Below are 11,147 nucleotides of genomic sequence, written 5' to 3'. Positions count from 1 at the left end.
TTCTATGTATAAAAGAAAGCGGCTTCATTTAAATGAAGCCGCTTTTTTATTTATGGTCGGTATGTAACCGAAACTTATGAAATGGTCTTTACAGAGTCACCATTATTATTATGGTTCACCTTAGCTGTAGGAACACTACTATCGTATTCTTTATAATACAACTCCAGCAAGCTCATTACTGCCTTGATAAGGTCGTTGGTCTCCATCAGTAGGCTGAAGTATAAAGAGGTGTTCTTCGGACTTGATTCTTCAGTTCTTGTTCTGGTGATTTGACGCTGTACCTTCGTTGATACATTTTCAAGAAGTGATTGCTCTGCCTGTAATACGAGTTCTATCTCATCAAAGTTTCTGGAGACGAATGCTTTATTGACATTATCGAATAATAGCTGCATGGCGCTTTGTAGTTCCAGCAGGTCCCTTGTTTGATTGAACTTGAGTTTCTTGTGGTTGTTGTTAACATGTTTGTAACTTGCCTTTCCAATAAATTCAAGTGACTGTGTCATATCCTGTAAATAGCCTAAGGCTGTGATATAGAAATTACTGGCACCAACACTGGATTCATCAAGATTCTTGATAAAATAGAAGATGTTATCTCTTAATTCATCGACTTCCGAAGTTAGTTTAGCAGTACCCTTTTTACTTTTCTTAAGTGTTTTCAGGTCTTCCTTGGAAAGTCCGATGATGGCATCGGTATAGATCGAGCTACTGCGTTTTGCAACAGCTGCGATATTATCTGCGCTTTCTTCAATCACACCCTGAATTGAGCTGCTTTCTGAGCGTTTCAGGCTATCTGCTTCAGCGGTTACTTTGGATTTCTTTTTATAAGTGATATAGTTTCTTACCAACAATACTCCTGCAAAGAATAAAAGGATAGCAATTGCTGCTGCACCACCAAGATAGATGATATACGCCATGATCGAAGCTGCGATAAATGCACTGATAGCGGTAAAAAACCATCCTCCGATCACATTGAATACACCGGCAACACGATAAACAGCACTTTCTCTACCCCATGCACGGTCTGCTAACGACGATCCCATGGCCACCATGAAGGTTACGTAGGTAGTAGAAAGCGGAAGCTTCATAGAAGTTGCCAGAGAGATTAATACACCTGCGATCATCAGGTTTACTGAGGCTCTGATAAGGTCGAATACAGGAGCATCTTTTTTGCTGTCTTTAATCGTAAGCGCTGGTTTGGTAAAACTGATATTCATTTTTTCTACGGTACTCTTAGGAAGAACTGCAACCAGGCCATTATTTACAGAAGTAGCTCCACGAACGATGAGTCTTGACAAAAGGTTCGGCTGGAATTTCTCCTGACCTTCATCTTGTCTGGCAAGCCCGAGTTCTGTTTCGGTTACCGTACGAGCTTTTTTAGAAAACCAAAGGGTAAGTACCATTACACCACCGGCGATAAATAGAAGTCCTGGTTCTGTCGGTACCTTGGCAGAAAGTGCGCCCATTGAATACGCGTCTGCTGCAGTCCCTGATGCTACCCATGCTTCATAGGAATGATAGGCTGCCATCGGTACACCGATAAAGTTAACCAGGTCATTTCCTGCAAATGCAAGTGCCAGACCGAAAGTACCCATTATAATCACGAGGATAAGGCTGTTCTTTTTCGTCAGTTTTTCAAATAGAGCTGAAATTGCGATCCAAAGTATAAAGCTTCCTGCGATGATGTATAGTTCGTTACCAGTAAGTAATGTTTTAAGGTCACCATAATAGGGAGTTCCTTTTAATCCTTTCATAAAGATAAAGTAGGTGATTGCGGTAAGAGCGATACCTGCGAAGATCATTCCGAACCTCTTGATCTTTTTCTCGTATTGGAAAGTAAAGATAAGACGCGTGAGGAATTGAACTAATGCACCGACGCTGAAAGCGATCACTACAGACAAAAGTATTCCCATGATGATTTCAAGGGCTTTATCGGAATTGATGTATTTGCTTAGGTCTGATATCGTTTCCGTGTCGGATACAGAAATTTTGATCAGCGCCATGGCTACAGCTGCACCCAGAAGTTCAAACACGATGGAAACCGTTGTTGAGGTTGGCATCCCAAGGGTATTGAAGAAATCCAGTAACAGGATGTCCGTGATCATTACTGCCATGAAGATGATCATGATCTCGCTGAACATGAAATTTTCAGGGACGAAGATGCCCTTTCTTGCAACCTCCATCATCCCAGATGAGAATACTGCACCTAAAAAGATACCAAGGCTGGCAATAATCATGATGGTTCTGAAAGAGATAGCTTTCGAACCGATGGCTGAGTTAAGAAAGTTAACAGCATCGTTACTTACTCCTACAACCAGATCGACAATAGCAAGAACTGCCAGTGCAACGATCATTAATAAATAGATATTTTCCATTTTAACAGGGTTTTACTTGTGTAAAAAATTAGAAATGAACGTCCATTTGAATACGGAACATCAGTCTGTCATTGTTGTTGGCAAGGTTGATGTATGTTACATCACTTTGAACCTTAAACTTATGTCCAACGATATATTTAGAAACACCCAGGGTGTATTGATCTTCTATGCCTTTACCGGTAATCGATTTATCCAGATTAACCTGTGAGAATCTTCCAGCGACCTCCCAGTTACTCTTGAACAAATATCCTGATTGTAAATTAAATCCTTTACCTACCTGTACGATATCTCCTGTAAGTGAGCCGTCGCTGTTTCTTGCGAAAGGATCGTCAGCATCACGGTTTGCATATTCTCCCATAAAGGAGAAGCCACGATATTTGAACATCATATCAAGGAATAATGTGTTGATGTCGGTTTCATGCCAACCATAATCTGTTTCCATATAAGAGCCCATATTGCTTCGGGTTCTTACTGCATTCATGTTCATATCATAGGTAGCTCCCAGTAAAAGTTTTGGGCTTTGCTCCCTTTTCAGGTCTGCTCCGAAATAATCACCTTTATCGGTGAATAATCCAAAGGGTAAGAATTCCAAACGTCCGGTAAACTGGTGTCCGCCAAGGTTCCCGACCGTTACATTTCTACCCTCTCCCTGCGAAACGGACACGATCTCTCTTAAGACTGAATTTCCAATATTTGTATGATGATGTAGTTGTAGACCCATATCACGATCGATATTGAATAGAGAGTTCACTATTGAACGATCTACGAGCTGTAAATTCGCGGAAGAGATCACCCGTTCTATGTTACCCGGTAATTTGGTTTGTCCTACCCATAATTCGAAGTTTTCATAGAAATTCCATTTGATGACAGCGTCCATTATAAACCTCGGCACATTATTGGTGTAGACAGAAGTACCACCCATGTCACGGTTTGATAATCCGAATTCCAATTTATATTTGAGCTTTGGAGTCATGATAAAACCATCAAATTTCAATCGTGCTCTCCTGATCAGGAAATTACTTTCTGGGTCTTGAAATTCTTCATCTGCATAGTTCCAGGTTGTACTAGATAGAAATTGTACACGCGCTGCGAAGTTCATGGTCCAGGTACTGTCTTTACCAGTAATTTTAAGTAGACCTTTTCCGAATTTAGGGGCTTTGACCTCCTGTGCATTCATCACACACAAGTTCATCAGTAACAGTCCTGCGACCGTTGCTAAATATTTCATTTTGTAATTAATTTTTGTCGGGGGCAAAGAACAGATTTCAATGTTAAGAAATTGTTTCCTGATTGTTATTTTCATGTCATTTATTTAAAACAAAAAGGGTTACCGATTTGGTAACCCTTAATATTTCAAATAGTCGACAAAAACTAATTACGTTTGAAATATTTTGTCTTATTGTGAAGACCGGGCAAAAATGGGATAGATTGATGAAATCAAAGTAACGTGAATATTAACTTAATATTAATTTTGTTAAAAAGTGATTATTTTAATTATTGAAATAAGGGGAGGATTTCTTCCGGGAAGGTTATCTTGCGGTTCAAATTTATCAGTATGAATTGGGAATCATTACTTTCATTAAAGCGATTTGGAGACCGTCATAAAAGGCTTAGAACTGAGCAGGATGAGATCAGGTTAGGATTTGAAGTGGATTATGACCGTATTATCTTTTCTTCTGCATTCCGCAGTCTTCAGGACAAAACCCAGGTAATTCCGCTGTCAAAAACCGATTTTGTACATACCCGATTAACACATAGTCTTGAAGTGTCTGTTGTGGGTAGAAGTCTGGGGCGTGCCGTAGGGAAGGAGATTCTTAAGAAACACCCGTATCTTTTGGAAATTCACGGCTACCAGATCAATGATTTCGGTGCGATCGTAGCAGCAGCTGCTCTGGCACATGATATTGGAAATCCTCCATTCGGACACAGTGGTGAGAAGGCCATTGGTGAATTCTTCAGCAAAGGAAATGGTAATAAGTATCGAAGCTTACTCACCGAGAAAGAATATACCGATTTGATAGAATTTGAAGGGAATGCAAATGGCTTCCGTATCCTTACGCAGTCCAGAGAGGGCTTAAGTGGTGGCCTGCGATTGAGCTATGCCACACTTGGGGCTTTCATGAAATATCCTAAGGAATCATTACCAAAACGCCCGACAAAACGAATAGAAGATAAAAAATTCGGATTTTTTCAATCCGAACGGGAAGTCTTCAACGAGGTGGCGACCGATTTGGGATTATTACAGACCAGAAGTGGAAACGACATAAGTTTTAGTCGTCATCCACTGGCTTTTCTTGTAGAGGCTGCAGATGATATTTGTTATACGATCATCGACTTTGAAGACGGTATTAATCTCGGACTAATTCAAGAGGAATATGCTTTGGAATATCTGATCAATCTTGTTAGAGATTCCATCAATACAGCAAAGTATCATGCGCTTAAAACAACAGAAGACCGATTGGGTTACCTGAGAGCTTTATCGATCAGTACCCTGATTAATGATGCAGCTAGAATCTTTATCGAAAATGAGGAGAATATCCTGAAAGGGGATTTTGATGTTGCCCTTTTAGACAGGTCACTTTATAAGGCACAGGTTAATGATATACTCAAACTCAGTGTCGGGAATATTTATCAAAGTACCGAAGTGGTGCAAAAAGAAGTGGCTGGGTATCGCATCATCAACAGCCTGCTGGAGGTATTTACAGAGGCTGTGATCAAGGAGAGTATGGGAGAAGCCGGCAGTTATGATCGCCTGATATTACAATTGATCCCGGAAAAATATAAGAACTTTGAAGGGGGGTATCAATCGCTTTTGAACGTTTCTCAGTTTGTAGCCGGATTAACCGATGGTAATGCGTTGATGCTGTTCAATAAGTTGAATGGTGGAGTTTCTGCCGTGTAGACAGGATTTTGCCACCAAATAAAGTATTGTCTAGAAGTTGTATACAACTCCTACGCCCAGCAATTGCTTTAACTGTATTCTGGCACCATAGGGTATTACGGTTCCGTCTTCTTCGGTAAATTCCTTGAATTTAACATCGTCATCATAGATAATATTGACTCCGAGGTCGGCTTTTACATATTCATTGACACGAAGTTCAAAATCCATAATCCAGTTTACATCCACATTTCCAAAACTGTTGATGTAGTCGGTATAAAGGGTTAGCTTATTTGAAAAGAACATGTTTTCGTATACCTTGGTCTGATAAGAATTTGTGACGAGTATGCCTACCTCCGTATATACTTTTTGACCACCTCTGATTTTGTTGCCATCCGCATCATATTCAGCGGCCCTTACACCGAATGCGCCGGCATCTGCGAGGGTCTGGTCCAGAACAAAGGTAGATTTCTGTGTTAAAGGAGATAAGTAAATGGTGAGATCCTTTTTATCCGGTGCGTATTCACCTCCGACCCCGAGAAAGAAATAACCTGGAGCCATGAATCTGGAAATTGGATTGTCTGTGTTCGGATATCGGTAACCATTAGAGAACTGAGTATTGAAGTTACCTTTTGCCGAAAAGTACCATGAAGTGTTGCTGTTAGGTCGGGCACCAAAGGTTGAGTTTATCTGCAATGCGTCGTCAGTCTTTCGGATTTTTTGACCTTCCTGTATGTTGACACCATATTTAAGGATCATCTCATTGGTCCATTGAACGTTTTTGAATTTGTATTTACGTTCAAATGTCGTGTTGGCAAGTGCAGAAACGGAATTATTTCCCCCCGCATTCCAGTTGACAAAGGCGATCTCACTAATATTAACACCAACTTTGTTTACCCGTTTCCATTTGGCAGGGGTTGGTTTTACGGATTGCAGTAATTGATTGAGATTGATCGTGTCCTTTTTGATGATGAACAGTGTGTCTTGCAGCTTGCGTTCGCCGATAATGAATTTATCGTCCTGGGCCTTAATTGAAAAACAGATGAAAAATAACAGGTAAACCCTCCAGTACCTCATTGATTGTTGATTAGATTACAAATTTGAGAAAAAATGGTTAGTCATAAAAGCCTTTTCAATTCCTGTGCCAAATTCTTTTCATCGATGCCCGAAATTTCCCGTAATTCCTGTATGGTACCTTGTTCGATGAATTCATCGGGCACGCCTAGTTTAGTTATTTGGCTGTTATATTGATGTTTAGAAGCAAATTCCAGGATTGCATCACCCATGCCTCCTTTTATAGTTCCATCTTCAAGCGTAATAATATTTTTATACGATTTGAAAATTTCATGTAGAAGGTCTTCATCTAAAGGTTTTAAAAACTTCAGATCATAATGGCCGATACTCATCTGTTCTTCTTTTGTTAGGAACTTTAGTGCCTTTTGCGCTACTCCTGCCATTACCCCAATGGTGACTATTGCTATATGACTCCCTTTCTTTAAACGTTCACCTTTACCGATAAGTATACGCTTGAAAGGTTTTTTCCAATCGATAACATCGCCTCTTCCTCTCGGGTATCTGATTGCGATCGGTCCCATTGCTTCAAGCTGTGCAGTATAAAGCATATTTCTCAATCCTGCTTCATCTCTTGGTGCATAAATGATGATATTGGGAATACATCTTAGGTAAGCGAGATCGAATACACCGTGATGTGTTGCGCCGTCTTGACCTACCAGACCTGCCCGGTCTAAACAGAATATTACCGGTAGATTTTGCAGGGCTACATCGTGTATAACCTGATCATAAGCTCGTTGAAGAAAAGTCGAATAGATATTACAATAGGGTATAAGCCCGCTAGTTGCCATTCCTGCAGCTAAAGTTACTGCATGTTGTTCGGCGATTCCTACATCGATCGCCCTTTCCGGGAACTTATCCATCATGATCTTCATAGAACTTCCGGTGGGCATTGCGGGAGTAATCCCTACTATTTTTTCATTTATCGCTGCGAGTTCTGTAAGGGTTTCTCCAAAAACATCCTGAAATTTTGGTGGCTGGGGAATTGTTGAGGATTTAAGTAGCTCCCCTGTCTTACGATCAAATTTGCCGGGAGCATGGTACCTGACCTGATCTTCTTCAGCCTGTTTAAGTCCTTTGCCTTTGGTGGTAATAATATGTAGGAATTGAGGTCCTTTCTTTTTTCTCAGGCGTTTAAGCTCTCTTAAAAGTTTGGGGAGATTATGACCATCAACCGGGCCATTGTATTCGATATTCAATGCCTGAATGATATTATTTCTGGCAGCACTCCTGTCGGTTTTGACTTTCGTGAGGTATTCTTTAAGCGCGCCTACGCTAGGGTCTATTCCGATCGCATTATCGTTCAGGATAATTAAAAGATTGGCATCGCTTACCCCGGTATGATTCAATGCTTCAAAGGCCATTCCACTGGCTATAGAGGCATCTCCGATCACTGCGATATGCTGTCTTTCCTCATCGCCCTGGAGCTTAGCGGCTATGGCCATTCCTAAAGCTGCAGAGATGGAAGTGGAACTGTGTCCGGTACCGAAGGTATCATATTCACTTTCAGATCTCTTTGGAAAGCCGCTTACTCCATGTAGTTGGCGATTGGTATCGAATACGGCTTTTCTTCCGGTGAGTATCTTATGCCCATAGGCCTGATGGCCAACATCCCATACCAGTTGATCGATCGGTGTATTAAAAATATAATGAATCGCGATCGTTAACTCCACGACACCCAGACTGGCCCCCAAATGACCTTCCTTTACGGAAACCACATCCAGAATAAAGGATCGTAATTCCCGGGCAAGATCCGGCAGATCAGACTCTTTAAGCTTGCGGAGATCTGATGGATATTTGATCGTATCGAGTAAGGGATATTGCATGCCACAAATGTACAAGTAGAAAGCTTTATGTTCTAGTGCTTTCTAAAAAAAACGTTTTGAAAATTAGTTATCGTCCCGTATTTCAATGATTTTCCTGGTCTGAAATTGTACATTTGTGAAATGCTGGATCCTTTCGATGATAATTACTTTATGAGAAAAGCGCTGCAGGAAGCAGAGTTGGCTTTTGACAGGAATGAAATACCCGTAGGGGCCGTTATAGTTATTGAGAATAAGATCATAGCCAGGGCTCATAATCTGACGGAAACACTAAATGACGTAACTGCTCATGCAGAAATGCAGGCTATTACTGCAGCTGCTAATTTTCTTGGTGGGAAGTATCTTAAGAATTGTACTTTATATGTTACTTTAGAACCATGTCAGATGTGTGCAGGAGCATTATATTGGAGTCAGATTGACAGAGTGGTATTTGGAGCCAGAGATGAGCAAAGAGGATGCGGGGTGATGGGAACGAAATTACATCCGAAAACCAAAATTCAGGGTGGTGTCATGGAGCATGAAGCTTCCGATCTGTTGAAAAAATTCTTTATTGAGAAACGCAATTTGAATTAAAAATGCCCTCTTGTGAGAGGGCATCTAGAACGCGTACAAAAATAAAATATATTACTTTTAGCCAATTACTTGCACTTGTGAAGCAACTGTGCCTTTTCTTCCTTCTGATTCCACATATTCTACTTTGTCTCCCTGTTTGAGTTCAACTCCGTTCAGTGATGTAACGTGAACAAAGATGTCTCTACCGGTTTGGTCATTGGTGATGAATCCGTAACCTTTGGATTCGTTGAAAAATTTGACTGTACCAATCATTGTAAAAAATAAATAAAAAATTAAAATCTAAATGTAGTGTTTTAATTCGCAAATCGAGTTAATAAATGTAAATTTATTGATAAAATTTACTGTTATTCAGGAGATTTATCTTTTTCTTCCTGCATTTTATCCAAATTTTCCTTGGTAAGCATGTAATCCTGTATCTTTTTGCCTTTTCCTCGGTGAAAAATGAATAAAGGCATTAATATAAAGGAAGTTACGAGTATTGAGATGCCTATAAAAATGTCTCCGGTCTCGTCATCATTCTTCCATTTGAATACATATCCCGTGATGATACCCAGTACTATCAATAGGAACAAAATCTGAATCAATCGTTTCATGGCTAGTTTGTAAAGTTTATCAATTTCCGTCTGTAGGCCGTCAATAATTTTGATTTCGATACGAATCCATAATAACTGCCGTCTTTGATTACTGGCAGGTTCCATGCGCCGCTATCCTGGAACTTACGCATTACATCCGTCATTTTGTCTCTGTTGAGTTTGATGACGGCAGGAGGGTTATGCATGATCTCAGCTGCGGTAATTTCCTTATACATACTTTGATCAAACATGACATGACGAATATCATCCAGTAATATCACTCCTTCCAGGTAATTGGTTTCTCTGTTAAGGACCGGGAATATATTCCGGTTAGATTTGATAACTGCTTCATGAACGATCTCTCCGAGATTCATGTCAGGATAGATCGGAATGAAATTCGTTTCTACCACATTACTTATATCCATCAAGGTTAAGATAGCATGATCTTTATTATGTGTAATCAGGTCCCCTTTTCGTCCCAGCTCCATCGCATAAACAGAGTGTGGAATGAAATACTTTGTGATTCCGAATGATATTGTAGCAGTGATCATCAGTGGAACGAATAGATCATAACCTCCGGTAACTTCTGCGATAAGGAATATTGCTGTCAACGGGGCATGTAGTACACCAGCCATCAATCCTGCCATCCCGACCAGTGTATAATTACTTACGGCGATCTGTTTGCTGAAAAGACCGGTATTGTTCATGAATAGCGCATAACAATGTCCCATAATACTACCCATGAAAAGTACCGGAGCAAAGATACCCCCGACACCTCCGGCTCCAAAGGTTATGGATGATGCAAATACTTTGAAGGCAACCAGGCCTGCAAGAAGGGCGATTACTACCCATACGTTGGTGAGGTCAAGGTTGAAAAAATTATTTTCAAGAGCTTTTTCAGGGTGTCCCTTGATCAGATTGTTAATGACATCGAAACCTTCACCATAAAGTGGCGGGATGAAGAATAAGAGGATGCCTATGGCGAGTGCGCCGATAAGCAATTGCTTTATCGGGGAGCTCAGTTTTTCAAAATAGCTGTTAACTCCTTCGTAAACCCTTGCAAAATAGATGGAGGTAAAGGCCGATATTACGCCTAACAGAATATAGAATGGTATGTCTGAAAATTCAAAACTTTCGGTAATCCTAAAAGGAAGCAGGATATCGTTTCCAAAAAAGAAATAGGAAGTGATGATACCTGATAGGGATGCCAGTAATAATGGCAAAAGTGAGGCCAATGTTAGGTCCAGACTGAATACTTCCACAGCAAATATGATAGCGGCAATCGGAGCTTTAAATATCGATGACAAGGCTCCGGCTGCTGCACAGCCAATTAAAAGAGTTCTGGCAGCCTGGTTCATATGGAACAACCGGGCAAGATTGGAACTGATAGCTGCTCCGGTTGCAACAGTAGGCCCTTCAAGTCCGACAGATCCTCCGAAACCAACAGTGATTGGTGCGGTCAGGATACTTCCGAACATCTGGTATTGCTTCAGCAATCCTTTTTTCTTGGATATCGCAAAGAGTGTTGATGGGATACCATGACTTACTTTGTTACGAATAACATATTTCATTATGAAATAGACCAGTGTCAGACCTATGAAGGGAGAAATGAAATAAAGAGCATGATGGAGGTCTTTAATGATTTTTCCTTCAAGAGCTGATTGGATGAAGTGGGTGAGGTTTTTTAAAATCACAGCCCCTATTCCGGAAGTGAATCCAACAATGACACTCAGAATGTAAACGAAATGTTTATCGGAAATATGTTTGTATTTCCAGATCAGGAATCTTGTTAGCAGGCTTTTTTTAGACTTAGAAGTTGGCATACCTTCTCGATTAGAATCAAATCTATTAAATAAAT

9 protein-coding genes are annotated in these 11,147 nt (G+C 40.5%); 2 read left to right on the top strand and 7 right to left on the bottom strand.

Features of this window, described 5'->3' with window-relative positions:
• Positions 1 to 74: 74 nt before the first annotated feature.
• On the bottom strand, positions 75 to 2,372 hold the full coding sequence (locus DMZ48_RS01250) for an inorganic phosphate transporter (protein ID WP_143953282.1): 2,298 nt from the start codon (positions 2,370 to 2,372) through the stop codon (positions 75 to 77).
• A gap of 28 nt (positions 2,373 to 2,400) precedes the next feature.
• A complete protein-coding gene (locus DMZ48_RS01245; RefSeq protein WP_143953281.1) occupies positions 2,401 to 3,600 on the bottom strand; it encodes a porin in 1,200 nt (399 codons plus the stop codon).
• A gap of 327 nt (positions 3,601 to 3,927) precedes the next feature.
• Between DMZ48_RS01245 and DMZ48_RS01240 the strand changes: the two genes are divergently transcribed.
• Positions 3,928 to 5,274, top strand: a complete 1,347-nt coding sequence (locus tag DMZ48_RS01240) for a deoxyguanosinetriphosphate triphosphohydrolase (RefSeq protein WP_143953280.1) — start codon at positions 3,928 to 3,930, stop codon at positions 5,272 to 5,274.
• A gap of 30 nt (positions 5,275 to 5,304) precedes the next feature.
• On the opposite strand, the gene DMZ48_RS01235 is transcribed toward DMZ48_RS01240, so the two are convergent.
• Entirely contained in the window at positions 5,305 to 6,327 is a 1,023-nt protein-coding gene (locus tag DMZ48_RS01235) for a DUF3078 domain-containing protein (RefSeq protein ID WP_143953279.1), read from the bottom strand.
• A gap of 41 nt (positions 6,328 to 6,368) precedes the next feature.
• Complete coding sequence (dxs, locus tag DMZ48_RS01230) at positions 6,369 to 8,147, bottom strand: 1-deoxy-D-xylulose-5-phosphate synthase (protein WP_143953278.1); 1,779 nt, start codon at positions 8,145 to 8,147, stop codon at positions 6,369 to 6,371.
• A gap of 120 nt (positions 8,148 to 8,267) precedes the next feature.
• On the opposite strand from dxs, the gene DMZ48_RS01225 reads away from it, so the two are divergent.
• The gene (locus tag DMZ48_RS01225) at positions 8,268 to 8,717 is read left to right on the top strand and encodes a nucleoside deaminase (RefSeq protein ID WP_143953277.1); all 450 of its coding nucleotides are present in this window, start codon (positions 8,268 to 8,270) and stop codon (positions 8,715 to 8,717) included.
• 57 nt (positions 8,718 to 8,774) lie between these two features.
• On the opposite strand, the gene DMZ48_RS01220 is transcribed toward DMZ48_RS01225, so the two are convergent.
• The 3 genes from DMZ48_RS01220 to DMZ48_RS01210 form a co-directional block, all read right to left on the bottom strand.
• Entirely contained in the window at positions 8,775 to 8,969 is a 195-nt protein-coding gene (locus tag DMZ48_RS01220) for a cold-shock protein (protein WP_143953276.1), read from the bottom strand.
• A gap of 92 nt (positions 8,970 to 9,061) precedes the next feature.
• Entirely contained in the window at positions 9,062 to 9,310 is a 249-nt protein-coding gene (locus DMZ48_RS01215; RefSeq protein ID WP_143953275.1) for a hypothetical protein, read from the bottom strand.
• Between the two features lie 2 nt (positions 9,311 to 9,312).
• Complete coding sequence (locus tag DMZ48_RS01210) at positions 9,313 to 11,112, bottom strand: chloride channel protein (RefSeq protein ID WP_143953274.1); 1,800 nt, start codon at positions 11,110 to 11,112, stop codon at positions 9,313 to 9,315.
• Positions 11,113 to 11,147 lie beyond the last annotated feature (35 nt).

Source organism: Robertkochia solimangrovi (assembly GCF_007279655.1).
Lineage (GTDB): Bacteria > Bacteroidota > Bacteroidia > Flavobacteriales > Flavobacteriaceae > Robertkochia > Robertkochia solimangrovi.
This window is presented reverse-complemented; position numbering and strand designations above follow the sequence as displayed.

Excerpts from the sequence above, each read along its gene's own strand:
- DMZ48_RS01250 (WP_143953282.1), bottom strand. The coding sequence starts at position 2,372 with ATGGAAAATATCTATTTATTAATGATCGTTGCACTGGCAGTTCTTGCT.
- DMZ48_RS01245 (WP_143953281.1), bottom strand. The coding sequence starts at position 3,600 with ATGAAATATTTAGCAACGGTCGCAGGACTGTTACTGATGAACTTGTGT.
- DMZ48_RS01240 (WP_143953280.1), top strand. The coding sequence starts at position 3,928 with ATGAATTGGGAATCATTACTTTCATTAAAGCGATTTGGAGACCGTCAT.
- DMZ48_RS01235 (WP_143953279.1), bottom strand. The coding sequence starts at position 6,327 with ATGAGGTACTGGAGGGTTTACCTGTTATTTTTCATCTGTTTTTCAATT.
- dxs (WP_143953278.1), bottom strand. The coding sequence starts at position 8,147 with ATGCAATATCCCTTACTCGATACGATCAAATATCCATCAGATCTCCGC.
- DMZ48_RS01225 (WP_143953277.1), top strand. The coding sequence starts at position 8,268 with ATGCTGGATCCTTTCGATGATAATTACTTTATGAGAAAAGCGCTGCAG.
- DMZ48_RS01220 (WP_143953276.1), bottom strand. The coding sequence starts at position 8,969 with ATGATTGGTACAGTCAAATTTTTCAACGAATCCAAAGGTTACGGATTC.
- DMZ48_RS01215 (WP_143953275.1), bottom strand. The coding sequence starts at position 9,310 with ATGAAACGATTGATTCAGATTTTGTTCCTATTGATAGTACTGGGTATC.
- DMZ48_RS01210 (WP_143953274.1), bottom strand. The coding sequence starts at position 11,112 with ATGCCAACTTCTAAGTCTAAAAAAAGCCTGCTAACAAGATTCCTGATC.